This window comes from Flavobacterium flavipigmentatum (genome assembly GCF_020911905.1).
GTDB lineage: Bacteria > Bacteroidota > Bacteroidia > Flavobacteriales > Flavobacteriaceae > Flavobacterium > Flavobacterium flavipigmentatum.
Map to the genome: position 1 here is coordinate 711716 of NZ_CP087133.1, position 26156 is coordinate 737871.

The 26156-nt window shown below is 30.9% G+C and carries 25 protein-coding genes and 1 tRNA gene; 11 read left to right on the plus strand and 15 right to left on the minus strand.

The window, feature by feature from the left end; genetic code table 11:
- Positions 1-36: 36 nt before the first annotated feature.
- Positions 37-1248, plus strand: a complete 1212-nt coding sequence (locus tag LNP22_RS03435) for a cytochrome c3 family protein (RefSeq protein WP_229975342.1) — start codon at positions 37-39, stop codon at positions 1246-1248.
- On the opposite strand, the gene LNP22_RS03440 is transcribed toward LNP22_RS03435, so the two are convergent.
- The 3 genes from LNP22_RS03440 to LNP22_RS03450 all read right to left on the minus strand — a co-directional run bounded on the left by LNP22_RS03440 (position 1249) and on the right by LNP22_RS03450 (position 3556).
- Entirely contained in the window at positions 1249-1992 is a 744-nt protein-coding gene (locus tag LNP22_RS03440; RefSeq protein ID WP_210666141.1) for a UDP-2,3-diacylglucosamine diphosphatase, read from the minus strand.
- Between the two features lie 135 nt (positions 1993-2127).
- Positions 2128-2580 (minus strand): 6-pyruvoyl trahydropterin synthase family protein, encoded by a 453-nt coding sequence (locus LNP22_RS03445; RefSeq protein WP_229975343.1) that lies wholly within the window; start codon positions 2578-2580, stop codon positions 2128-2130.
- 211 nt (positions 2581-2791) lie between these two features.
- Positions 2792-3556 carry an enoyl-CoA hydratase/isomerase family protein gene (locus tag LNP22_RS03450; RefSeq protein ID WP_229975344.1) on the minus strand — a complete coding sequence of 255 codons (765 nt, stop codon included), beginning with the start codon at positions 3554-3556 and terminating at the stop codon, positions 2792-2794.
- 105 nt (positions 3557-3661) lie between these two features.
- Here LNP22_RS03450 and LNP22_RS03455 point away from each other — a divergent pair.
- Positions 3662-3738: transfer RNA gene (locus tag LNP22_RS03455), tRNA-Ala, on the plus strand.
- A 326-nt stretch (positions 3739-4064) separates the two neighbouring features.
- Here LNP22_RS03455 and LNP22_RS03460 read toward each other — a convergent pair.
- From LNP22_RS03460 to LNP22_RS03505, 10 genes are all read right to left on the minus strand, one after another.
- Positions 4065-5027, minus strand: a complete 963-nt coding sequence (locus tag LNP22_RS03460) for a hypothetical protein (protein ID WP_229975345.1) — start codon at positions 5025-5027, stop codon at positions 4065-4067.
- Positions 5028-5469: 442 nt separating this feature from the next.
- Complete coding sequence (locus LNP22_RS03465) at positions 5470-7944, minus strand: UvrD-helicase domain-containing protein (protein WP_229975346.1); 2475 nt, start codon at positions 7942-7944, stop codon at positions 5470-5472.
- Between the two features lie 6 nt (positions 7945-7950).
- A complete protein-coding gene (locus tag LNP22_RS03470; RefSeq protein ID WP_229975347.1) occupies positions 7951-8805 on the minus strand; it encodes an SPL family radical SAM protein in 855 nt (284 codons plus the stop codon).
- A gap of 195 nt (positions 8806-9000) precedes the next feature.
- A complete protein-coding gene (locus LNP22_RS03475; RefSeq protein ID WP_229975348.1) occupies positions 9001-10278 on the minus strand; it encodes a tyrosine-type recombinase/integrase in 1278 nt (425 codons plus the stop codon).
- A 31-nt stretch (positions 10279-10309) separates the two neighbouring features.
- Positions 10310-10657 carry a hypothetical protein gene (locus tag LNP22_RS03480; RefSeq protein WP_229975349.1) on the minus strand — a complete coding sequence of 116 codons (348 nt, stop codon included), beginning with the start codon at positions 10655-10657 and terminating at the stop codon, positions 10310-10312.
- 175 nt (positions 10658-10832) lie between these two features.
- Positions 10833-11141 (minus strand): hypothetical protein, encoded by a 309-nt coding sequence (locus LNP22_RS03485; RefSeq protein ID WP_229975350.1) that lies wholly within the window; start codon positions 11139-11141, stop codon positions 10833-10835.
- Positions 11142-11360: 219 nt separating this feature from the next.
- Positions 11361-11840: a hypothetical protein gene (locus LNP22_RS03490; protein WP_229975351.1), complete on the minus strand. Its 480-nt coding sequence runs from the start codon at positions 11838-11840 to the stop codon at positions 11361-11363.
- Between the two features lie 148 nt (positions 11841-11988).
- Entirely contained in the window at positions 11989-12306 is a 318-nt protein-coding gene (locus LNP22_RS03495) for a hypothetical protein (RefSeq protein WP_229975352.1), read from the minus strand.
- Between the two features lie 276 nt (positions 12307-12582).
- Positions 12583-13551: a hypothetical protein gene (locus tag LNP22_RS03500; protein ID WP_229975353.1), complete on the minus strand. Its 969-nt coding sequence runs from the start codon at positions 13549-13551 to the stop codon at positions 12583-12585.
- Positions 13552-13614: 63 nt separating this feature from the next.
- Entirely contained in the window at positions 13615-13851 is a 237-nt protein-coding gene (locus LNP22_RS03505; RefSeq protein WP_229975354.1) for a helix-turn-helix transcriptional regulator, read from the minus strand.
- 68 nt (positions 13852-13919) lie between these two features.
- On the opposite strand from LNP22_RS03505, the gene LNP22_RS03510 reads away from it, so the two are divergent.
- Genes LNP22_RS03510 through LNP22_RS03520 form a run of 3 tightly spaced genes read left to right on the plus strand, consistent with a single transcriptional unit; the run spans position 13920 to position 15400 of the window.
- The gene (locus tag LNP22_RS03510) at positions 13920-14621 is read left to right on the plus strand and encodes an SHOCT domain-containing protein (RefSeq protein WP_229975355.1); all 702 of its coding nucleotides are present in this window, start codon (positions 13920-13922) and stop codon (positions 14619-14621) included.
- Position 14622: 1 nt separating this feature from the next.
- On the plus strand, positions 14623-15072 hold the full coding sequence (locus tag LNP22_RS03515; protein WP_229975356.1) for a hypothetical protein: 450 nt from the start codon (positions 14623-14625) through the stop codon (positions 15070-15072).
- Positions 15047-15400: a hypothetical protein gene (locus LNP22_RS03520; RefSeq protein ID WP_229975357.1), complete on the plus strand. Its 354-nt coding sequence runs from the start codon at positions 15047-15049 to the stop codon at positions 15398-15400. The genes LNP22_RS03515 and LNP22_RS03520 overlap by 26 nt, the downstream gene beginning before the upstream one ends.
- Positions 15401-15465: 65 nt before the next feature.
- Here the strand turns inward: LNP22_RS03520 and LNP22_RS03525 are convergent, their stop codons facing one another.
- Both LNP22_RS03525 and LNP22_RS03530 read right to left on the minus strand, forming a co-directional pair.
- Positions 15466-16095, minus strand: a complete 630-nt coding sequence (locus LNP22_RS03525) for a recombinase family protein (RefSeq protein ID WP_229975358.1) — start codon at positions 16093-16095, stop codon at positions 15466-15468.
- Between the two features lie 153 nt (positions 16096-16248).
- Positions 16249-16560, minus strand: a complete 312-nt coding sequence (locus tag LNP22_RS03530) for a hypothetical protein (RefSeq protein ID WP_229975359.1) — start codon at positions 16558-16560, stop codon at positions 16249-16251.
- 196 nt (positions 16561-16756) lie between these two features.
- Between LNP22_RS03530 and LNP22_RS03535 the strand changes: the two genes are divergently transcribed.
- The 6 genes from LNP22_RS03535 (at position 16757) to LNP22_RS03560 (ending at position 25908) form a co-directional block, all read left to right on the plus strand.
- Positions 16757-17755 carry a DNA cytosine methyltransferase gene (locus tag LNP22_RS03535; RefSeq protein ID WP_229975360.1) on the plus strand — a complete coding sequence of 333 codons (999 nt, stop codon included), beginning with the start codon at positions 16757-16759 and terminating at the stop codon, positions 17753-17755.
- A 182-nt stretch (positions 17756-17937) separates the two neighbouring features.
- Positions 17938-19500 (plus strand): hypothetical protein, encoded by a 1563-nt coding sequence (locus tag LNP22_RS03540; protein WP_229975361.1) that lies wholly within the window; start codon positions 17938-17940, stop codon positions 19498-19500.
- A gap of 349 nt (positions 19501-19849) precedes the next feature.
- Positions 19850-22063: a sigma factor-like helix-turn-helix DNA-binding protein gene (locus LNP22_RS03545; RefSeq protein ID WP_229975362.1), complete on the plus strand. Its 2214-nt coding sequence runs from the start codon at positions 19850-19852 to the stop codon at positions 22061-22063.
- The gene (locus LNP22_RS03550; RefSeq protein ID WP_229975363.1) at positions 22060-22242 is read left to right on the plus strand and encodes a DNA modification system-associated small protein; all 183 of its coding nucleotides are present in this window, start codon (positions 22060-22062) and stop codon (positions 22240-22242) included. The genes LNP22_RS03545 and LNP22_RS03550 overlap by 4 nt, the downstream gene beginning before the upstream one ends.
- On the plus strand, positions 22239-24341 hold the full coding sequence (gene dndD / locus LNP22_RS03555; protein ID WP_229975364.1) for a DNA sulfur modification protein DndD: 2103 nt from the start codon (positions 22239-22241) through the stop codon (positions 24339-24341). Before LNP22_RS03550 ends, dndD begins: the two co-directional genes overlap by 4 nt.
- Entirely contained in the window at positions 24331-25908 is a 1578-nt protein-coding gene (locus LNP22_RS03560; RefSeq protein WP_229975365.1) for a DndE family protein, read from the plus strand. Before dndD ends, LNP22_RS03560 begins: the two co-directional genes overlap by 11 nt.
- Positions 25909-26156: the final 248 nt, after the last annotated feature.

Genomic DNA, 26156 nt, shown 5'->3' on the forward strand with positions numbered 1-26156 from the left:
TTTTAGAATTACTCTAAAAAAAGTATATTTACACTGATGAAAAAATTACGAACCTTTTTCGCTCTGGCTGTTTTGGCGCTGCTTGCAACAAATTGCAACAACAAATCAGAGGAATATATTGATCCGCGCGGCACCGACTACGCAGGTTCTGAAAGTTGCATACAATGTCATCAAGCACAGTACGAAATGGCGTCTCACAGCTCACACTTCAAGGCGACTTCGCTGCCAACTAAAGAAAATATTCTGGGCGATTTCAGCCAAGGCAATCACGTTTTTATTTACGATAAGAATACCAAATTGGTCATGGAACAGCGCAACGACAGTTTATACCAAGTGTTGTACAAAAACGGAAAAGAAGTAGAAGCCCACCCGTTTGATATTCTTTTCGGAACCAAACATGCACAGACAAGTGCGTATTGGAATAATCATTTTGCGTACGAGCTACCTGTTTCTTTTTATAAATCATTAAACAATTGGGCTACTAGCCCTGGATATTCTGCTACGCAAGTCAATTTTAACCGAAAAATAGAGAAAGAATGTTTTGCCTGTCACAGCTCTAATATTGGCAGCCGTTACATTACAACCAGCTCCGATAGCATTACTTTTATGTCGATGGACGTTGAGGATTTTATGAACAAAAAAACGTTGGTCTACGGCATAGATTGTGAGCGCTGTCACGGTCCGGCAAAAAAACACGCGGCCTTTCACCTTAAATTTCCAGATGTAAAAAAAGCGCAAAATATTGTTGCCATTAAAAGCCTAAGCCGTCAACAAAAACTCGATGCCTGCGCCATTTGTCATTCTGGAAATGATAAATTAAAAATAAAATCCAGATTCGAATTCAGACCCGGAGACAATCTGCTGGATTATTTTAGAGGAGTTCCCAACGCCAATGACACCACCCATTATGACGTACATGGCAACCAGATGCGATTGCTCACACAAAGTAAATGTTTTATAAAAAGCGACAAAATGGATTGCATCACGTGCCACAATCCGCATCAGAATGCTTCGCCCAATTTGGCTTCGTATGCCAAAATTTGCATGAGTTGCCATCAAGGAATCCAGCACAATGCGACTACCTTAAAAACAATGTCGGGAAGTTTACTGGCTGCTAATTGTGTCGAATGCCACATGCCGAAAAAATCATCAAATGCAATTACTTTTCAGCCTTCAAACAGCAAAGAATTATCGAATTATATTTTAAGAACCCATAAAATAGGTATTTATCCAAGTGCCAAAAAGTAATTATTTATCAAATTTTTGAAGCTCGAAAGTTTCGCCATCAAAAACACCGTACGTAAAATAACCAATCCAATCGCCAAGATTCACGTAATTGGAATTTTCGCCAACCGGAATAATCATTGGCAAATGACGGTGGCCAAAAATAAAATAATTATAATGTTGGGTTTCGAGTTTTCGTTTGGCGTAGAGCACCAGCCACTCGTTTTCTTCTCCTAAAAATTTCACATCTTCATCGCCAGAAATCAGTTTGTTTTTTACCGATAAATACTGTGCCAATCGCACACCAATATCAGGATGCAACCAGCGAAAAATCCATTTTGAAAACGGATTGGTAAAGACCTTTTTCATTCTTTTGTACCCTTTATCACCGGGACCTTTTCCGTCGCCGTGACCTATTAAAAAAGTCTTCCCATTAAAAGTAAATTCTTTATTATCATGGTAGACTGGAATATTCAATTCGGTTTGAAAATAATCTTCCATCCATAAATCGTGATTGCCTACGAAAAAATAAATCGGAATACCGCTGTCGCGAATTTCAGCCAGTTTGCCTAAAACACGCACGAAACCTTTGGGTACCACAGTTTTATATTCAAACCAAAAGTCGAACAAATCACCCAATAAAAAAATCGCTTCTGCGTCTTGTTTTACCTCATCCAGCCATGCAACAAATTTTTGTTCGCGCGGAAAACTCAACGCTGCTGTTGGAGCACCAAAATGCTGATCGGAAGCAAAATATACTTTTTTCATATCCTTCTAAAGTTGGGAGTTGTGAAATGTTTGTTGTAAAAAGTGAAAGGTGTTTTATAATATGTTGTGAATTGCTGACTTCTAAATACAGAGACTTTCAAAATCTCACATTTCACAGAAAACATTTTACTTTTTTTACATATTATCAGAAGCGTACCATTCTGCAAAAGACGATTCTGTTTCCTGAAGTTTAAGCGAAAACAAATTGATTCCTGCTGGAAGACGACCAATAATTCTCTCGGCAAAATCAACGACCATGTTTTCGCTTGTTGGCTGATAATCTACCAAAATAACGTGATGGCCACGATTTTTCAATTCGTTTGCCAATTCGATATGAGGTGTTGTTTGGTTAAAAACAGTGGCATGATCAAACTGATCGACGATTTCTTCTTTTACAATTTTCTTCAGATCCGAAAAATCAATTACCATTCCGAACTTTACATTCGAGCGATCCGTTATGGGCGTACCAATAACCGTTACCGAAAGTTTGTAACTGTGTCCATGAACATTTTTGCATTTTCCGTCATAGCCGTATAAGGCGTGTCCGGTTTCGAAACTAAATTGTTTTGTAATTCTGATTTTACTCATCGGGTATAATTTTGGGCAAATTTAAGGAATAGATGCGAGAAACCTGCTTTAATTACAAAAACGTTAAGAACTTGCACTCTTCAAATTTCCTATAAAACGCTAAACATCTGGTTTTACGTTTCTAGCCCTGATAGAAGGGAAAATCCTTTTTTATTGCTTTTTCTGCAATAAAAAAGATTGGAATGATAGCAGGAAATAGCTCCTGAAAAAACTATTTCTTAAACTGCGATAAAGCTGTTTTTGTAAAATCTGACAACACCAGCTTACCACTGATTTTAGCTCGTTCCAGAAGCAAGACATCCCAGTTTTCAGTACCTTGCCAGATAATTTTCTTCATCTCCAGCAAAGCCTCTGGATTGTAACGGCTTAATTTTTGAGCAAAAGCAGCGACCTCAGCATCGAGTTGAGTGGCGGGATACAGCGCAGCGAAAAGTCCTTTTTGAAACGCCCACTCTGCCGATTTCCACTCGTGTGCTGCGAGCGTCATTTCGGTCATGGCAACCTTGCCAATCTTGCGAGAAACAGCAGGCTCAATCACAAACGGACCGATACCAATAGCAAGTTCAGACAATTTTATGGCACTTTCGGGAGTCGCAAAAACGTAATCACAGGCCGAAATAATTCCGACACCACCGCCTACAGACTTGCCTTGCACGCGACCAATAATCAACTTAGAACAACTGCGCATCGCATTGAGCAGCAGCGCAAATCCAGAAAAGAAATGAATGCCTTGTTCTGCATTTTGCACCTCCAAAAGTTCGTCAAAAGAAGCTCCGGAGCAAAAAACTTTATCGCCTTCGCTCTGCAAAACAATCACCGACACATCGTTATGATTGCTTAAACTCTGAATCTCAACCGTTAGCAAATCGAGCAAATGACGCGGAAAAGAATTGCTGGCCGGATGCCCAAATTGTACCGTTGCCACGGCGTCCTGAATAGTGGTTTGTAATGTTCCGTTTGGATTTTCTGCACTCATAAAGATAGATTTGCTCGTAAAGTTACACTTTTGAAAAATATTTTCAAGCGAAGCCTTTTGAAATTTGTTTTTTGAAAATTAATTACCTTTATTTGCTGTCGCAATGGGGGATTAGCTCATTTGGCTAGAGCGCTTGCCTGGCAGGCAAGAGGTGGTCGGTTCGAATCCGACATTCTCCACCAGTAAAATCAAGCCTTACAGAAATGTAAGGCTTTTTTATTTTCTCTAAGTGTAGTTTTAGAGTGCTCTTTTCGAATAAGCATAACATCCAATCTGCTGTAGTAGCTATTATGGGTTTGCCTTTTCATCCTATTTGTGATTCCGCATATTGTCCTTTAATATTCGTTTGAAATAATTTGCCACATGACTGAATGCAAAGACATAATGATTCGGTTGAGGTTATTAATCGTAATTAATAATCTACTAAAAATTTTGAAATTGTAACAATTTCTATTTTAAGCCAAATTATAAATACTACTAACAACATCAATAATTTTTAGCATGTTTTTTAGTTGGTATTAATTTTTCTAGATGAAATATTTTCTACTTTTTCATCATTGTAAAGCTTCTCAAGTTCACGTAACTTTTTTTTAGTTTTTAAGTTTTTTTCATAAAAATCAATTTGCTGTTCGGCAGTAGGACTTACAATAAAAGGGATTTCTAATGATGACAAAAAAGATACCATTTGGTCTCTATTTGTTTTGTCTCCAATCGTATTATAAAAACCTATAATTCTTGGTGTTATTTTTAAGTCTTTATTGTCAGATGTATATACCAAAGCTCTTATGGAAGAAATTGCCATTAAAGCATTTTGAATTGAAGTGGGGTTTATATCACTTGGTAGAGGAAGATTGACTGATTTACCACTTATACCCATAGACTGTATAACAATACTTCCTTTAAAACTTGAAGAGTCGACTTTTCCTGATAATCCAAAAATACCATTAACATCTAAATTTGCGCTAGTAGCGATGAAAGTAGCTTGAATTCTTAACCCAATACCTTCATAAATTGGTATTGAATTTATTTTTCCTTTAAAGTCAGTTTTATTATAGGCATATTTATCATACAATTCAATTTCTCCCGCCATATTTTCAGAAATTAATTGTGATAATGTTGTGTATTTAATCCAGTCTAAAATTACTACATATTTTTTGCCTGTTATTGTGCCTCCTATAGGACCGAAAGTTACTGTTCCATTTTTATTATAAATTCCTGTAGCTACTAATATAGTTTCATCAGATAATGCATTTAGATAATCGCTATTTGTTATATTGAAAAAACCGTCATAATTATTTACTTTGACTGGCATTGGGTCAATAGGAACATAACCGAAATTTTTTATTGTGTCCATTACTGCATTACCAATTTTATTGTCTACTTTATTTTCAACACTAGCTAGAGGGCCTTTTGGTGCACAAGAGTATAATCCGAAAAGAATTAAAAAAACAATTATTGTAAAATTTCTCATACTTTAAGTTTATTAGTTAGTCTTAAGTAAATAGGAAATAATTTAACACATATTCATACCAAATATACGCAATTAACTACATATCAGGTGTATATGTTAAAAAAAATGTTTTTACATTAGTCGAATTAGACACTTTAAATTATAAAAGAGGAATTTATCGGTAAAATTCTAATTAGAATAAAATAATTAAGCACTTAACATTTTAAAGAATATTGAGTACAGTTATTGAGTACAAAATTGGCAAAAAACACTACATTTTGTAATTTCAAAAATTTGCAGCACATTGATTTACAAACATAAAAATCAAAATTATTACTACTAGTATGCAAGAGGGGACGAGTTCGAATCTCGTATTCTTCACCAGTAAAATCAAGCCTTACAGAGATGTGGGGCTTTTTTATTTTATCTAAGTGTAGTTTTTAGAATATAAATTAAGATTTTATTAGTCTTCATCTTCAATTGTTATTAATTCATACTCTTCGCAAAAAGTATCGAATTTTGTTTCGCTTAGTTTATCCCAAAATATCAATCTCTCTCTATCTAATAATCCAAGTATTTCTTTGTATACATTTTGGGTATCTTCTGTTAACGCTATAATTAATATACAAGATGTTCTAGTTACAATCGTATATGCAAATTCAAATTTTTCTTTTTCAAATTCTAAAGGAATTCTTGTAGACCATAAAACACATTCTTTTTCAAGTCCTTTTAAGCTTAAAATAGTATCAGTTTCTGTTACTACCCCTTTTAAAGCAAGTTCTCTTAATAGCTCTAAATCTTTTTCTAAAATTGTAATGCGTGATAGGTCGTAAATATTATAAGTTTTAAATACTTCTAAAACTTTCTCAGATAATTCCAATATTGAATTACCATAAACAACAATTGGTCTTGCACCTGGCGGTGAACCTTTATATGGAGTGATACTTATTGCTCCTTCATTATTTCCAAATCTATGAACAATAGCCTCAGATAGTTTTTTTATACTTTCACTTATTCTTACTGGCAAACGATATGAACCTTCAAGACGATAAAATTGTCGTCTATCCATGTTTTCATCTCTTGGAATATTTGCTGCAGTGCCTAAGTGAATTGATTGTGCAAGGTCTCCAGAAATCGTAAAATTATTAGGGTCTTTAATCATCATATAAAATATTTCAAAATCAGCATCAGTACAGTCTTGAAACTCGTCAACTAAAATATGGTCGTACTTTATATTTAATTCTTTTGATTTTAATTTAGAATAAAAATATTGTCGCCTTAAAGTAAAGCTTTGGAGACTTAAAACATGCATTTTATTTGCATATTCTGTCAAACATTTCCAAGCTAGTTGTCTCCTATAACTATTTTTTGGCATAGATGGATTATTTCCTCTACCTTTCCTTTTAATCGTTAAATAAGTATTCTCTCCTTTTGCAACACCTACTTGTAAACCGTAAATAACCCTATGATATTCCTCAAAAAGGAAATCATGATTTAAAATATTATCATATTGGTCATTGTTTATTTTTTCTTCCATTCTTACTTCTTTAATAATTTCATCAAGTAAACTAAAGTGTTTCGAATGTTCGACCAATCCTTTATACCTGATACCTCCAAGTAATTTTGGTAGCATATCAAAATGAAGAAGTCTAATATTTGTCTGTTGTGAATTATTGAAAGTAAAATGACTTGATTTATCATTGTAACCATGAAAGTTAGTATCGTACTTTATTTGATACTTTGTTGAATCTAAAATACTGATAAGCCATTCAGCTAATTTGCCTATTAACCCCTTATTAAAAGTTGTAATAAGAATTTTCAAATCAGGATTATACTTATTTTCTTCAATTATATTTTTTACTTTTTCAGTGATTACAATACTTTTTCCACAACCTGCTGGACCTACAATAACAGAAGGCAAATCACTATTCCTTGCGGCTCTTTTCTGTTTGTCGTTTAAAATTACATCTTTTCTAACGGTTATCGGTGGATTAAAAATATCGATACTAGAAATTTTATTAGGACCACTTGAAAAAGTTATTTCAGACTGTGGATTTTGCAAAATCAAACCATAATGGCTACTATCACGCCAATAAGAAGGTCGTTGTAATTCAGAAACATTTAAGCTTACAGATAATTTATTCCTAACATTATTTATATTTGTTAGCTGATTTGAAAACATCAAATTACTTTCTAAAACAACTTGTGAATTAAAACCTTGCTGTTTAAATTCCTTTTCTAATTCTTGAATAAAAGGCCGTTTTTCTGGTTGATTAGAAGTTAACAACAAAACTGTCTTCGGTTTGTATTTTTGTACTAACGATTTAAAATCATTAGCAATTTCATTTTTATTGTCCGACGCGTCAAAAAGGTAACTTGCTGAAAGAATTGGGTTTGAAGTTTCTAATTTTTTTTCATTATTCCAAGAGTTAACTTCATATTCTACAATAAAATTTTCATCAATCTCAGGATATGATTTTACAAATTCTGCCCATAAAAAGTCTCTATTATATGTTAACATAAAAGGACTCGTATCGATGTTTATAACTGTAATCTTAGGTGGCTTCTTACCAAGCCTTAAAAGTCCTACATAAATCAATCCTAAACCCCATTGTATTGCTCCCGCACCTGCACCTAAATCAAACAGCTGTAAATGCTGTTCATTATGGTCCAATATCTTATCTAGAAAAAATGAAAGAAATGTGTTTACCCTTCTGGGATGATACCATAGGGAATAAGCAAAAGCAGTACTTGGCCTATCATAACATAAATCTTTTCCTCTTATCAGATTGTAACTTTCAATATGACACTGTTTTAAGTCATATTGAAAATTTGATTTTTCCTTATTCTGTTTGTAGAACGAAACTGCAGACTTAGCAATTATCAAATCAAGATTGTTTTGTTCGGACTTAAGCCATGCTTTTAGTTGTTCCTTCATAACTTATTAAATTGGAGCAAATCCTTGTTTTCCTTCTCCTAGCCAAGGGAGTTCCTTTCTAAATACTTCAACAGCTTCATTATACTTTGATTCATTCCAATTCATTTTTTTCATTTGTTCTATTGCTAACTCCCTTGTACTTGCTACAAATTTTCCTTTTTCTGGATGGAATGGTTGAACTATAAATTTTTTAACACCTGTATTCAAGAGTTCTTTTACAAACTCATTTGGATTTTGCAATGGCAAAAGAGGTGTCATTGTTATACAAGTTTGAATTCCTGATGCAGTCACTTCTTGAATTGCTTTTAACCTTGACTTATTTGATGGACATATAGGCTCAAATGCCTTTCTAACATCCTCGCTATCTGTGGTAACAGTCATATTAACTTGAACAACATCAAACTTTGTTAGTAAATCAATATCTCTTGTAATTAATGGGCTTCTTGTTTGAATCACTAATCTTGGCTTGTGATAGTTTACCAATTCATTCAATATGCTTCTAGTTAATTCAAGCTCCTTCTCAATTGGCTGATAGGGGTCAGTCACACTGCTTATGTAGATTGTCTTATCTATCAAAGGTTTTTTTCTCCATTTAATTAATAATTGCAATGCATTGTCCTTAACTTTTACCCATTTACCCCAATTGTCTTTTTGTTCTGTAGAGCGTGCGAAAAAAGCAGCATAGCAATAATTACATCCAAATGAACAACCTGAATAAGGGTTTAATGTATAATCATATGATTCCATAAACCCTTTCGCTTGAGTAAGGATACCAACAGATTTAACATATTCAATATCCGCGTGTCCGAGTTTGTTTTTTCGGCTTTCTTCTTCCTGTTCTATGTTGCTAAATAAATCCAATTTTTTTTTGATTATGTGAAGTGTATCGAAGCATTAGCCCTAAATTAATTTTAATACCTTAATTTACAAAGCGTTAAACTATTAATTCTATTTATTCTAATAAATTTCAGCAAATACATGATACATTGTTTTCAAATGTATTAAATTATTATCACAGAACTTTACGTAGTTCTACCCTTTTATTGTTATATAACTTTACTCATTGAAATAACCAAACCCAATTTTATTAATCTCTTTTACAACTTGAACCTTATCAATATAATTGTTCAACGTTACTTTTGCTGACCTTTGATACCCCAAAGATTCAATAAAACCAGTCTTAGTATGCAATTTTGTTAAAAACGTTTTCCTCAAATGCTTAATGCTGAAATCATCACTGAGTCCCGCTTTCTTTCTAAAAAAAGTAAACGAATGGCTTATTTGAGTTTTAAGAGTTTTTCTAGAAATATCAAAGTCATCGGCAATCAGATATTTATCAGCACCTAAATGTTTCTTGTACTCTAGTCTATTCAATAAATTTTCTAACTCAATTGACGTTGGAATCATAACCTTTTTAGGAGCCTTGGTGTTATTCCAATTATGAGCCCTTTCAAATTTCAAATCTGTTCCAACTAAATGTTGAACATTGCCATCATTATCTAGAACTATATCGGAGAACTTTAAAAACATAGTTTCTTCAATTCTCATTCCAGTATAAGCAACTAACTCTATAGCATCTTTTGTATAAGGTCTGTACATATTCTTTCTTCGCCCATTTGGATGTATTTCTATAGAGTCTTCGCTTGATATCATGCCTAACAGTTTTTTAAAATCATCATCTTTAATACTTGTTGGATTCATACTTTCATATTTCAATTTTACTTTTCCAAAATAATTTGGGACATTAAAACCTTTATGATTAATTAAAAAATTATTAAAATTCTTTAATGCCTTAGTATTATGATTATAAGTAGTTGCCATCTTGCAAGTCTCATCTAAATAATCGTAGTATTTCCCAACGATAACATCATTCAAATCATAGATTTTAAACTTGTTGAGGTCAAACTTATTATCTTCTAGGAACTTACTGAATCTTACAAGATATTGAACTGTTGTTGTAATATACCCTTTCGTACGAGGCCTTTTTTGATGGTTAGGGACATCAACATTTTCAAGCCAATCGGCAAACATCATGATACAATCCTTCAATAGCTCAATTTTAACTTCAGCTTTTGGAGCCTTAGAAACGAACCGAATTGGATTGGACAACTCATGTTTGAATTCTAGCAATTCCTTAATAGCTTCATCATACTCCAATGCCTTTAAATCCCTCGTTTTACGGCTTCCACCTTGCCTAAGTATCGCTTTGTACTTCTGTCTTTCAATTGGGTGTTTACAGTCTTTATATACAGCCTGAGAAACCTCAATAAGTTTGTTGCATTTTTTGCACACGATATGCAAACCAGTAAACTTTTTATATTTCAATATTTTCATAGTTTATAAGTTAATTTAATGCGAGTGTACTTTATTTAAGTGACCCGCCAAATAATTTTGATGACAATTTGCCCTTTGGGACATAACCCGTTTTCTGAACTTTCGTTGATTTAGGAGAATCCAATATTTTATACAATTCATTTTTATTGTAAGCATGGTAATACTCCTCCCAATTATTACCATACAACAACTTCAAATCATCTATCAAAAGCCTATCAAAAACTAAATCGAAATCATTTAGGAAAGCAAATTCTCCCGATGAATCCTTATAGACTTTTAAATGGTTTTTCTTGCACCATCTCTTTACAGTCCTAATGTCTTTTCGATTTATTAGTTTAGCCATTTCACTCAAATACATTCTTTTTATATATAACATCATTGATTTATTTTAAGTTTGAACAATAGAAACCCTAACCCAATAAGATGAGTTTCAAAAAATTTCATTTTTTTCACTTTGATTTACTAATTTCTGAACAGAAACCAAATAGATTTATAATAGAGAATTGTGCACCAGATTCTCTAATATTTGAAAGTCTAAGCAGACTATATTTTGATTAGGCGACTACTCTAAATTTCATTTTGAATAAACCATCATAATCTCCTTGAGTCATATCCATTATCAATGGATTGAATCCTTTATTTGTTCCTACATACACCCTCATTGCCATACTGCCATCTTGATTTGGGTGAATCATACAGAGTTGGACATTATAGGCAAAATCAGGAATGTCACTAAGTATCCCATCACTAACCAAGCCATCAATATCATAAGTTGCATTGAATTTAGCTTTAGTTGAGTTCTCATTAATAATTCTTAATTCTTTTACTGTCACACTTTTTAATTTTGCTATTACTGTTTTCATTTTGCTTTTTTTTAAAATTTATTATATTAATTGTTTATGATTGTTTTTATAAAAAGATAGGCAGTCCTTTACCCTATTGTTGGGTATTTCTTTTTGTTGATAAAGTTGTTTTGGAACTTCTTTTCAGAAATGAAAAGAAATTAATCTAGTTAGCGACTAGTATTTGTAACTAGATGAAGATAATAGGGATTTAGTGCTTTTTGTAGATTTAAAACACTCTTAAAGTCTATAGGTTAAAAAAAATCCAAGGCTTTCCTCAATCACTTCAACCTGTTCATCTTCGTAGTTTTCAATTTTAATGAATTTGGTAATTTCAAACTCTTTTTTAAAAATTTTTGCTTCAGCCTCTAAGGCTTCATATAGAATTTCTTCATCTCCATAAATATGATAATCATATTGCTCTCCTTCATCCTCAATAACCAGATAGATATCAATAGAATAACCTTTAAAATTTCTAAACTTTTTTGCATGCGCTTCAGAAGGAGAAGAAAAGCTTTCGTCATTATCAAAAGAATACATAATTTCTTGCGCTTTTTCAATTGCACTTCTTCTTTTTTGTAATAATTCTCCTTCGTCAAAAACATACTCTAAATTTTCATTTTTACGTTTCCCTTTTTTATCTACTTGATGGATGTGTACACTTACTACATATTTGCTTGTAATAAAATTGTTTGCTGTTGTTGTCATTGAATTTTTCATAGTTTTTGATTTTTAAGTTTAAGCAATAGACATTGTGTCCATATTGCAATAGATTTTTTGGATTAAATAAATTTTGGATTATTTGCTTTCCAGAATGGAAAGAGAAATTAGATTATATCTTTTGGGAAGCTTGGCAACTATTATAACTTTATACTGCATCTCTAAGCAATTTTCCACCTCGCCCTTGTTGCATCTTTGAATTGTAGTTTTCTTTAAGTAATTCATCAAATTGTTTCTTTGTTAGAACACCCATTCCAGATTGCAACAAATCGTGATTAACATTCGATTCCATATACAATGAAAATATTTTTTTGTTTTGTCCTATGTTTGATTTGCTTGTCTCCTTAAGTTTGGCATATTCTACACCAGTTAAGAACAGTAGCTTTGCATAAGAACCATTTAAACTTGGAATTACTACACTAATTACTTGGAAATCATTTACTGTTGTTGTCATTGAATTTTTCATAGTTTTAAATTTTTAGGGTTGAGTTAAGACAGTCCTATTCCTGTCCACATTTAAATAGATTTTTTTTGATTTAATAAATTGTTTGATTTTTTTTTGCTTTCAAAATAATGAAAGACTTAGAGCAGTAATTCTAGTCTAATTCTGCTTTTCCTTTTTCTAGTATTATTGAGACAATAACACTCATAAATAAAAAATGTACCATAAAATTGTTTTTTAATTTCTATGGTACAAATGTAGATTGGGTCAAATTTGGGGTTGACCCAATTTTACTTATTTTTATTTAACTGACTGATTTATAAGGTAATTTTTTAATTCGTCAGAGTCTTTTTGATTTATTTCTCTATAGGTTTCATTGTGTAATTGCTTTGCATTGTCTGGACTTATCCCCATTATCAAGGCTGTCATTTTATATTTGGACATTTGTGGAGCTTCCAATTTTTCTATAATAGCATTAAACCCAAATTTCTTATATAATTCATATCGTTGTCTCACATTGAAATTTGGCAAATTACTAAGGCTAAGTTTTTCGAGCTTTGCCGATTCCAATTCAATGATTTTAATTTTTATTGAGGAGCCTAATGTATATGGTTCTAAACCAAAACCAAGATGTCCTAATTCATTTTTAAGAAATGAAAGTTTTTTTGATTTTTCTAATTCAAAAAACTGTTTGTTTTCATCTGAAAAATATTTTCTGTAATTCATGGATAAAAAATAATCTCTATTTAAGAATTGAGAATCAGTTATGTTTGAATCAGAATCATTCTCAGATAACAACCGTTCATATTCAAATTTAATAAAATCAATTTCGTTAGCGAATGAATTACTTTTTAAGAATTCATTCTTAATTACATTATAATAATATATATAAACTTCACAAGAACAATCTTTCCAATAGTAGTTTTCTGTTTTACTAAATTTAAAAATAAGTTTTAATGTTTCGTTTAGCTCTTCTTTTAATTTAGAACAAGATATTACGTACTTAATTTGATTCTGCATTGCTTTTTTAAACTCATTGTCATCGCAAAGTGCATCATATAAGTCAAGTTCCTTTTTTATAACTGACATTATTTTGTCAATAAAAGCCATTGTTGACATTACGGTTTCGGAAAGCTCTAAAAAAATCTCATCTTGTTCTTTAACTATTATCTCATCTTCATCTAATTCTGTAGAATCGAGATAATGTTTTCCTTTTAAATCTGATATTCTATTTAATTCATCCTCTGAGAAATACTTGTCGTGGTTCATTTTCTATATATTTTAGACAATTAGTAAATGCAGAAAATGTGTAGTATCTGCTTCTATACCGACTTATAAGTTTTTATCAAAATCAAGCAATTCACTTAATGTTATTTCAAGTCCTTTACATATTTCAAGGAGGTAGAGATATGTAGGGTTAAATTCGCCTGCTTCGACTTTGTGAATAGATTGTTGGTCTTTAAATATAAGTGCACCAAGTTTAGCTTGTGACAAACCACGAGCCGTTCTTAATTGCTTAATTCGCAATCCCAAACGCTTCAATTCACTTGTGTTATCCATAGCTTCCATATGAAGCCAATTTGAGAATAATGCTTAATTTTATTAACATACTATAGTATGTTAATTGAAATATAATTATGTTTGTTGAAATTTTAAATCTAGCAAGGAAAGACTTAATAAATATGAACAGTACAGATAATAAATTTAGTTTTAACACAGGAGTTAATATAACATTTCTCAATGATTCATTGAATGTAAATAGTACTAAATATAATAGCAGTATAAGCTATGATAATTTAGACAATTATACTTATGAAAGTGTTATTCAGCCGAGAGTTACTCCTTTTGCTTTAGCTGTTAGAACTCTTGTTTTGGGGTGGGCTATTGCTTTTACAATCACAATACCAATAAAAGACGAATGGGGTGGCATATTTTTTACAGCAAGTTCATTAGACATTTTCCTAGCATGGTCATCAATAATAATATTTGCTGGTTCTTTTTTGATTTCGGGGTTAATATTTTGGGGATATGTATTTTCTGCGGCAATTCAGACACCTTTTTTAAGTAGATTAATCAATAATTATTTTTCAGACCATGGAATATTGGTAACTATAGGAAATAAAAGTGGAAATAATATTGAGTTTTATGCACTTGATAACGAAGTTTCAAAAATCAAAGAAGTTGAAAAGGAAATTTTAAATAGAAGAAAATCAATTACAGATGATGCATCCCAAAATACATCATATTCTGATTTAAAAAAATTAAAGCAATTGCATGAAGAAGGAATCATTACTGAGCACGAATTTGATTTGAAGAAAAAACAAATTTTAGGATTGTAATATGAAAAAACTGGTTTTCATTCATGTTGCAATTCCATTACTACTTGGAGGATTGATTTATATTTCTTTTCGCAGTCTATCTTTAAGAATGTTTAATTGGTTTGAATGGAGCAAAATAGATTTTTTCACATCAATAATCCGTACCACAATACACCCATTAAAAAGCCATTTTCCTTCTTGGTTCTACTATTCTTTACCAGATGCACTTTGGGTTTATTCTTTTTCATGTGCCTTGCTAATTCTATGGAAAGACCAATTTAGGATAGGTAAACATTGGTTACTTTCTCCACTAATTTTAGGTTCCATCGTAGAAGTTGCACAAGGGTTAAAGTTATTCCCTGGCACATTTGACATGTGGGATTTAATTCTTACTATCCTTGCTTTATGTTTAAGTGCAATAATAATTAACTATAAATTCAATCAAAATGACAAACAAAAACTTTCGCATTAAAACAGTTATTTCAGTTCTATTAACAGGTTTTTTTATTTTTTTAGCTTTTGCTAGTGGAGAAGATAAAAATGAAAAAAGAGAACCAAAAACCAATTTTTCTGAATGTTCAGAGGTTATTTCATATGTAAAATATAGAGGTTATCAATCTTTAGTAGAAGAATGGGGCGAAGGTCAAGTTGGACGAAGTAGTCTTGACAATGATGGAAATTTTCAAATTGATGTAAAATGGGATAAAGTTAAAGTAAATGGAAGAACAGTCGAATTCACTTTTACTCAAGGTGAATATAGTAGTCCATCGACTTTTGTGTCTGCCTACTGTGGAAATTAGCAATCATTATTAAAAAGGCTTCGAATATATATTCGAAGCCTTTTTTTCATCTAACAAAAATCGATTCAAATCATATTCCTGTTTCTCATAACTTTTTTAACTTTTATAATCGTAGTACTTGATGCTCCTGTAATCTCTGTAATCTCTCTTACAGTTAATCCTTTCTGTAATTTCTTTTGTACGGCCTGGTGACGTTCCAATAACTTTTCATCACTTTGGATAGCTCCAATTTTTCTACCAGAGAATTTTCCAAGGGCCTGAGCAATTTTTATCCCTTCCATAGAACGAGTTTTGATTTGATTACGACTCATCTCACCGATGCTACCCATTACGGAAATCACTAAATTAGCCATTGGATTTTCTTCTCCATTATCCAAGAATGTTGAAAATCCTTCTTTAAGTGATTTCAAATTGATGTGATTTTTTTTAAATACAGATATAGTATTTAAAATATCCAATAAATTTCTGCCGAGGCGGTCCGTAGAATCGACTACAACAGTACATCTTTCAGATTGATTTGTGATTTCATCAAACATTTTTACGGCTTCTGGTCTTTCCATAAATGGCACATTCCCTTGAATTCTTTCAACAAACAATCTGGATGGGTCAAATCCTTCATGCGATTTAAACGATTCAATTTGTCTAGCAGAATTTTGGAGAACGGTTGAGGTACGAGAATAAAAGTAGTATTTCATAATATTAAGGTATTTAGGTTGAATCTGTTTTAGTTTTAGAGTCCAAATTATTTTAAAACATTCTAATCGGTTTTGTTGGGTTTCCGCTTTCAACTTCCGATTTAGAAAAGAACCATGGTCTATTCCTAAAGCGGACAAGTCAAAAAAAAGGAATTACTTCCCTTCAATCCAATCTATGACATCGACCAACATATCACAATAAGCTCCTTCGAATGTTTTAACGACTTCTCTTTTTTTATTTATAAAAATGATTGTGTAGTCATCTACCCAACGAAGACAAACTTTAACCCAACCTTGATGAGTTAATCCATTTACCTGAAAAGCTACTCCACCTTGAAATTCTTTGGATTCACTAATCGCTGCGAAATTTTGTGCTCCCCAAGCCATTAGTGCAGAACGGTCCGCATATTGAATCTGTCCTAATATTGTTTTAGCTATATCCATTGTATTTGTTTCTGTGCTCATTTTTCTAATTGTTTGTTGTACACTGCGAGTGTACAAGGAAATTTGTTCCTGCGCCAGGGATTATTAAAATATTTTAATTTTTTTTCACTCTGTACCGCCCGTAAATAGGGACTTGTTGAAAATAATTATTGTTTACCCACTACAAAATCTGTCTTTTTTGACATGGGGAAATATTTATCTAAAACAGATAAATATTATGGAACAAACCCAAACCAACCAAGATGGACTAAATGTCTTATCATTATTCGATGGAATAAGTTGTGCGAAACTGGCACTTGAAAAATCAGGAATAAAAATCAATAAATATTACAGTAGCGAAATATGTCCTCATGCTCTTGCAATCCAGAATCATCATTATTCTGGAGATACCAATTTTATACAATTGGGTGATGTTTGCAAGATTGATGGCATCGACCTAAGAAACGAAATTGACCTAGTCATTTTTGGAAGTCCTTGCACAAATCTTAGTAGTATTAACCCTGTGGACAGAAGAGGTCTTGAAGGGAAAGAATCAAAATTGTTTTATGAAGCCAAAAGAATCCTCCGAGATATCTATGTATTTGCACCAACTAATAAAAAGCTCTATTTCCTAATGGAGAATGTTGCTAGTATGACCGCAAAGGACCGAGACATAATTACTAATGAGCTTTCAGAAATATTTCCTGATGTGAAGTTAATAAAGATAAATTCGGCAGATGTTGCGCCAGCCAATAGGAGAAGACTTTACTGGACCAACATTCCCAATGTTGGAGTTCCTGAACCTAAAAAATTCAATTACCAAGATATTGTAGTCAATGGTTATGTTGACAAAGAAAAAGCTAATGTACTATTAGGTAGCAATTGCACCCTAACCAATGGGATTTTTAGATACTATAAAATGAACATTGGAAACCTTATATATAAGGACAAAAAATTTGCGGACCAACCAACCGAACAAAAATTGCTGGAATATCCATTTATACTTCACAAATCAGGATACATTGGGAAATCTCGTTTGGGTTTTGACGAATATGATTTTCCAAACGGATGTTATCGGCTACCTAGTGTTTTGGAAAGTGAAAGGCTTATGACTATTCCTGATGGTTATGTTTCAAACGTGCCGAATGTATCCAAAACCAATAAATTAAAAAGCATTGGATTGGCGATGACAGTTGATGTGATTGCTCATTTGGTGACGCCATTAAAAAAAATCTAAAAAAAAAATAACGTTTCGGATGATTTCCCTATTGACTATGCCAATAGAAAGAAGTATCGTTGATAATATTGCTTTAACAGGCAATTACTGGGTCCAGATAGAGTAAGCTCCTATCTGGGTTCTGCCCCAGTTTAAAGAAGCAGAATCCAAAAATAACATAAAAGCAGAATAATTATGAAACCATGCTACAAAACCAATCCCTATTATCAAATTTATATTTTTTTGATAATAACCTCCAATTACATGATAACTTTACTTATGAGTCACTACTAGGGAAATTTTTTATTAATTCATCTTATCTATTCAATAATGATGTTTTAGATAATACATTACCTAAAGATATAAAAGTACTAGATATACCAAGGGTTACGACCTATAATGATGACAATATCACTACTGATATTTCTGCTCAATTATCGCTATTCGTAATCAATAATAATAGAATAAAGATACCTAGTAAAGTAGAATATGTAATCAGAAAATACGTGTCGAGAAAGCTATTAAAGGAAATCCATAAGGATGTTGAGGTGGCTATTGAATTGTGTTTGCTGTTTTGTACTCAATTAAATTCCACTTACTTTGATATCAAAAATGGAAGCCAACCTAGTGGATGGAAATCACTTCGAGCCGAATATCTACGAGACTTTTTAAGTCTGAATCCTTTGACCTATAAAAAAGTAATAAAAGCACTAGAAGAACCTTTGAAAAAAGGGGCTATACTTGAATGTGACCATATCAGCATCATAGGTGAAAAGAATCATTTCTATCGTTTAACACCGCCTTATTTAGGTAAAGGGATAGTAAGTTATGACTTAAAGACAAAAGAAGCTAAAAGCCTTCTAAACAAGCATTATTATAGAGTTTTAAGTGAAGCTAAAAAGAATCCAATCTGTGAGAATCTAATCCGATTCTATCAGGATATTACCCTTCCTAGTATAGACCAAATTAATAAGGAAGCTGATAGGTTAATTGCTTCAGGATACGTGACAAAGAAAGGCAAGAAACTAAGGAAGTTGAATGGACACGCTAGGACATATTATAAAAATCATAAAGAACTCTCTTTTGTAGAAGATGCTATTGAAATATTCGAATATTTAACTGATAATGTTTTGTTGATTCCCACATTTGGTGGTGTGAAGAGTGGCGGTCGCGTTGTAGATTACTTTACACTTATGCCTAGTTGGATTAGAAATCTAGTTTTAATAAACGGTCAGGCTCATGTAGAATGTGATTATAGTTGTCTCCACCCAAATATAGCTATTACATTATATGACGGGTCCGCATCTTATTTAACTCATGGTGATTTAGGGTCAGAGCTCAATATTGATGTTAATACAGTAAAAAAAGAACATTTATCATTCTTCAATAAAGAGGTTTGGCAAATGCAACAATCCCCTCTTTACCCATATTACCAACATAATGAGCCAATAATGCTTCAGAATATTATTGCCGAGAAATATAGCAGTCAGTACAAACACAAGATTACTTCACGCAGATTGTTTGCTAAAGAAGTTGAGGTAATGACAGCTGTTATTCAGCAATTAAATAAAGAAGGGATATTTGTTGGATACGTGTATGATGCTTTGTTTTTTCATCCAGATTATGCAAAAAGAATAAAAGAGGTTATGGATACAGTAATTCAGCAATATGGAATTAAGACAGTAGCCAAATTGTCTAATAAAGAAAAACAAAATCCCGATATGGAAACACTAAAGGAATCAAAGTTGATTTGGCACTGTATTTAGTCCCGAAAATGATAGCTTAAATAAGCTTAAAAAAATGAAAATAAAAATTGAAACCATTCTTAAATAAAACGCACCACTAAGACGTGCTTATAGTCGTTAGCGAATTTACAGGAATTATCGTTTTAATTCGTATTTTCGTATAGTCGAACATAGTTGTTTTCGTAACTTTAAACGTTTAGAAGTGCATAAATGTTGTAAAAAAAGTTGAAATTAACCATAGAAAAAGCAGTTAGATTACAGCTAAAATCCTAAAAAAACTGTTTTTTCTCCAAAATTTAAAGAGAATTGAGGAAAACCATAAAATTAAGAAATAGGATAACTGTATTTTTGAACCTAACAAAAAATTGATTTGCAAAATATAATAACTGTTGACGAAATCTTTAAAAGAAACGAAATAAGCGTTAGGACTTATCACGTTTGTAAGTACAACCAATTACACTCTATATTAGATATTTTAAAATATTATTACAAAAATAAGTCCTTTGAAAAACTTAGAAACTGCGGTAGTAAATCAAATTTGGAATTAGTTAATACATGTAATAAATATCAAGGAGATTATTATATTGAAAATGTTGAAATTGAAGTAAAGGTAGAAAATCCTCTAAAAAATATAGTATTAAATTTAACCAGGATTCAAAGAGAGGTAATAAATAACTTTATTTTTGTAAAAACAAATAGCTTATCGGTTAGAAGTAGAAATGCAATAGTAATGCATTTAAATAACAATTTAAAGGTTAAAAACTATACTGAAAAAATACTACTCTCTGAAAACTTTAAAGTTCAAAAAATAAAAAATGTTGGAGCTAAATGTATTCCTGAATTAGAAGTTTATATTTCAATTATTCAAGACTTTATCTTAGAAGTTAGTCAAACAACTGATGAAAAATATTTAATTGCATTAAAAAACAAATATTTAATACAACAAACTTTCAATATTCCATTTGTTCCTAGTGAAATATTGGAATCAGAATCTATTTTTCTTCTTACAGACTTTTTATTTAATCAAAACGCTTTTTTTGATGAAACTCAAACAAACGTAGTTAAGAAAGGCTTGAAATTGTACAATTGTCAAAAAGAAATAACCCTTGATGAAATTGCTGAACAAGTTGACTTATCAAGAGAAAGGGTTAGACAAATAAGAAAAGTTTGTCTTGAGGAGTTATTTAGCAAACTTCTTTTTATTTCTAATTTCAATGATGATTTATTTCAAAATTACAATATAGATACTCAATCTAGTTATATTGAAATTAATACTGATATTTTGGAGAAAATCAATAATTTTAATAACACCGATTTTTCCAGAGAGTTTATTACCTACATACTTTCCGTATATCTACACAAGAGTTTTACTCTAATTGGCAATTCTGAAGATATATTACAATTCAATTACTTTAATTCACGTAACAAGCACAATTGGAATAATTTCTATTTAATAGATAAAAAATTAGCCTCCGAAATTGATTTCACTTTTTTTATAGACGATGTTTCAAGCAGATTGAGCGATAGAATTGAGGAGTCTTATTCTTTTAATTTTAAAAGCTATTTATCTAAATTTCTAACAAATAATAATGTAGAAATATTAGATTTATTGTTCCCAATATGTGAGAGAGTAGTCAATGACGAATTTGAAATATATCTTGATTTAGATGAAAATCTAAATTTCAAAAAAAACAGTAGTAAACAAGTACACCAATATGCTTATGAAGCTCTTGAAGAATTGGGAAAACCATCGACGGTTAAAGAAATTTTTGACAGGGTAATAGAACTCCATCCAAATTATAATACAGAAGAGGCAAAAATAAGAGCTTCAATGAAACGGAAAAATGGATTTGTTCCTGTTGGAAGAATAAGCGTATTTGGGTTAAAAAAATGGGAAAATGAATTAGAGAATTTTAAAGGCGGAACCATAAGAGATATTGTCGAGGAATATTTAATGTTATTTTCTACACCAAAACATATTTCAAACATAACTGAATATGTTTTAAAATATCGCCCAAAATCTAGTCAGTACAGTATTTTACAAAATTTAAAGCTTGATGAATCTGGGTTATATGTTTTTTATAAAGATTCTCATATTGGATTAGCTTCGAAAAAATATGAATCTGACTTCAAAAAATTATCAGAAATAATAAAAACCGATGTAAGGACTTGGGCAGAGACATTTGAAATATTCCAAAATTTTATTTCAATTAAGCAAAGACTCCCATTTTCAAGTGGAGTCCCTGAAGAGGAAATAAAACTGTATCGTTGGATTAATTTGCAACAATCTAAACAAAAAAAAGGAAAAGTTGAAGAAAACAAAAAAGAGAAACTAAATAGTTTACTGACAAAATATGGATTTAAAAATAGTAAACGAAGATTAACCCCACAGGAAAAATACGAAGAATTAATATCATTTGTTTCAATAAATAATAGACTACCATCAGCAAATAAAGATGGTGAGGAAAATCTATATAAATTCTATTATAAACAACGTAAACTTTTTGAAGCAAATGAACTTGACAATCTAGAAAAAATTAAATTTATCGAAGTTGCAAAACTTTTTCAAAATATGAAAATATGAAAATAAAAGAAACAAAATTATTGCAAAGCCAGAGACTCAAAGAAATCTGCAATGATACAGAAGTTAATTTTGAATCAATGGAAATTCTATTGGAATCTGTTAAAACAAAAAAGTTGCTGAAAAGAAATAATTATCATCAGCAAAAAATTAATGATGTTATTGAAAAAGCTATAAAATGAAATTATCAAACATAGAAATTAACAATTTTAGGCAATATTACGGTGCTATTAATATTGATTTATCAACTAATCCCGACCAAAACATTATATTGATTGGTGGTAGAAATGGTTACGGTAAAACAAATTTTTTATTATCTATAGTTTGGTGCCTTTATGGTGAAAAAATATCACAAATTGATGATAACTTCAAAAAGGAAATCCAAAAAGAAAAGAATTATTCATCTTTCATGCAACAATCCATTAATTGGACTGCAAAAAAAGAAAATAAGGATGTCTTTTCAGTTAGTATAGTAGTATCAGATATTGAGTTACCTGAAATAAAGAAATTAAACTCCAATTCAGAAAGTGTAATAATTACTAGAACATTTAATGTTACAAGTATGCATGAAAAACTTTCCATTTCTGACCCAAATTCAAATATTGAAATCTTTGATGATGAAGCTGATAAAATTAATTTCATCAATGATTATATTATCCCTATAGATGCTGCGAAATTTGTGTTTTTTGATGCAGAAAAAATCTCTGAAATTGCCAACTTATCAATTAAAGAAGAAGGGAGTTTTATAAATGATGCTTTAGGTAAAATTTTGGGATTAGATACCTATGACACACTTATTGAAGATATTGAATTTTATATTAATACCTTAAAAAAAGAAGGTGCAACCAAAAACCTACAAGAAGAAATTGTAGATAAAGAAAAAGCTATAGAACTTTCTAACATAAACATAGATAGACTTGAAGAAGAAAATGCAGAAAAGCTTAAAGAAATAGATGATTTAAAAAAGACAATACGCCAATACGATAATCTAATTTCTCAACACAGTAAACAAGGTAATTCAGCTTTCGATAGAGAATCTATTCTATCAGAAATAGAGAAGTTAAAAACAAAGGAAGATGAACTATCTGAAAGATTTAATGAATTAAGCGAAATAATTCCATTAGCTATTTTAACAGGAAAACTTGAAGAAGTTAGCGAACATCTTGAAATTCAAGAGAAAAATAAAATTACGCAAAACTCATCGAAAGAAAATTCAGAAAAAATAGAGAATTTCATTGAACTCCTTTTTAATAAGCCACCTGAGCCAGAAAATTCTACAATGTCGTTTAAGGATAAGCTTTTTTACTATGAAAAAGCTAAAAATTTAGGTTCCGAATTATTTAGTCCAAATGGAGATTACCAAGAATTAGATTTTGAACAAGATTTAAGCAATTCCGAAAGGAATTTAATTTATGATGCCATTAATCTAGTTAATTCTCAATCAAAAGATTTATTCGAAACTACTATTGAAGAATTCAACAAGACAAGAATTACAATTGAAGAATTAAATAAAACCTTAAGTAAAGTTGATGCTGATTTAGAAGATGAATTGATTTTAGACTATTCATCCAAAAAAGAAACAGCAGATTATAATATCACAGAAAACAACAGAAAAATTGGAGAGAACAATCAACAAATCAACAAATTAAAAGGAGACATAATCAGGCTAAACCAACAATTGTCTTTATTGGTTAAAAAGGTTGACGTTAATGCTCTAAATAAACTAAAAATAAAGGAAAGTCAAAAATACATTGATTGCTTAAATTTCTTCCTAGAAGAGCAAAAAAACAAGCATAAAGAGAGTCTAGAAATAACAATACTAAGTGAACTTAAGGCATTGATGCATAAACTTGGAAGTGAAGAAAACCAAAGCAAGTTTATAGAAGATGTAAAAGTAACCATTTTAGCATCTGGTCAAGGAATGAAAATAACTCTTTTAGACCAAGACGATAATGAAATTAGAAAAGAGAGTTTATCCTCTGGTGAAAAACAAATTTATATTTCTTGCTTAATCAAAGCAATATTAAACGAATCAATACAAAGTTTACCAATATTTATAGATACACCTCTTGGTAGACTTGATGAAGAGCATAGAGATAATATTACTAAAAGTTATTATCCTGCTCTTTCTGAACAAGTTGTTTTATTCTCTACAAACAGTGAGATTACACCTAAAAGATACAAGGATATTTCAGCAAGCATTTCTATATCCTATCTATTATATAATGATGGGGCAAACACAAATTTGAAAACAGGTTATTTCCAAGGCTATGAGAATTAAAATAAGTAAAGAAAATGACGAATTATTGTATAAGCTAAAAACATTATACAATTTTAAAAATGACGGTATAGTTCCTCGTATTGCATTTTCTAATAGTTTATTATCGGGTAAAATATTTGATATTGAGAAAGAGGTGATTCCAAGTTCTGATGGTAAAGAATTTAGAGATGATAAAGCTATTTTTGGGACTGTTATAGGAAATGGGTCTAATACAATAATTTTTAAATCTATTCTCGACCAACATTATGGTAAAAATACATTTGAAGATGAGTTTATAAAATTATTTAAACTTCATTTAAATCATGGTTTAGATATTTGGAATAATAAAATTGAAAAAGCTAACATTTCAAAAGGTGACCATATTGATATTCTTTTAAAATTTGTTAAGAGCGGACTGGATTTAAGAAAAAACATAGTTAAAACAAATTTTGTATCAAAAAACATTGAAGTCAAAGAGTTTGTAGAACCTTTAACTTTTGAATTAGGTCAAACTGCGGAAGGTGAAAAAATTGTTATAAAAATTAATGATTTAAGAGAGTTTGACAATAGAAACATTGCAATTGCAGGTATGGCAGGTTCAGGCAAAACGCAGTTAATGAAAGATATTTTATATCAAATTTCTAAAAACAGTAATAATGAACTAAAATTTATCTTTTTTGATTATAAAGGAGAAGGAAATCCAGAGCAATTAAAACCTTTTTTAGATGCTACAAAATGTGAGTTTGTTGATATTGTAAATGACGGAGGTATTGAATTTAATCCATTTTTATCAATAAGTTTGGATGAAAGACAGAGGCCTTTTAGTATTAAAGCCTTTGTTGACACAATAGCAACTTTTGTTCCTAGTGTCGGAGTTTCCCAAAAAAATATTCTGACAAATGTTATTACCGAATTATTCGACAGTAAAAATGGTTTGTATCCAACAATAAATGAATTATTTGAAAAAATTGAAGAATATTATGAAGAAAATAATAGACGACCAGATACATTATTTGCAGGTATTCAAGATTTAACAACTAATATTTTTAATTGCAGTCCAAATAATACGGATATTTTAGATAAAAGTTTATATCTCAATCTTCCACCAGCTTTATCTGATACTTTAAGGCAGTTAGTCGTGTTTTTATTATTGAGATATTTCAATACTTATTTTAGTTCTACAAATGATTGTGAACCACATGAGCATATTTTCCCAATACGTTATGTGATTGTTATTGATGAGGCTCATATATATTTAAAAAACAAAAATGCGAGAAAAGCACTTGAAGAACTTTTGAGACTATTAAGGTCAAAAGGTGTAATTATTGTCATGCTTTCACAAGGTGTTGAAGATTATAAAACAAAAGATTTTGATTTTGCTTCACAAGTTAAACTTCCGATTTGTTTGAATGTACAAAATAAGGACTATAAAGCTATTACTAATTTTGTTGGTACACCGATTAGTAAATACAAATTAGAAACAGAAATCAAAAAGCTTGAATCAGGAAAAGGGCTTATAAATATTGGTGAACCGAAAATTATTGAATTAAGACAATGGTGGAAAACAAAAAAAGATGAAAATATATAAAAGAGCATATATATTTATAATTCGCAATAACCTTCTGACAAATCAAAAATTGCAAAAAAGTATGTCTTTGCCAACGCTAGCTAATTAGAATTAGTTATCCCTAAACTCGCAGAAATATTTCATCAAAAGTTCAGTCTAAAAATGCAGTTCCATTTTCTGTTTACCTTTAATCTAAAAATCAACTATGTTATTCAAAGCCAAATTTTTAGGTTCTGCATAAATTTAACAATTAGAGGGCCGGGAGGCCC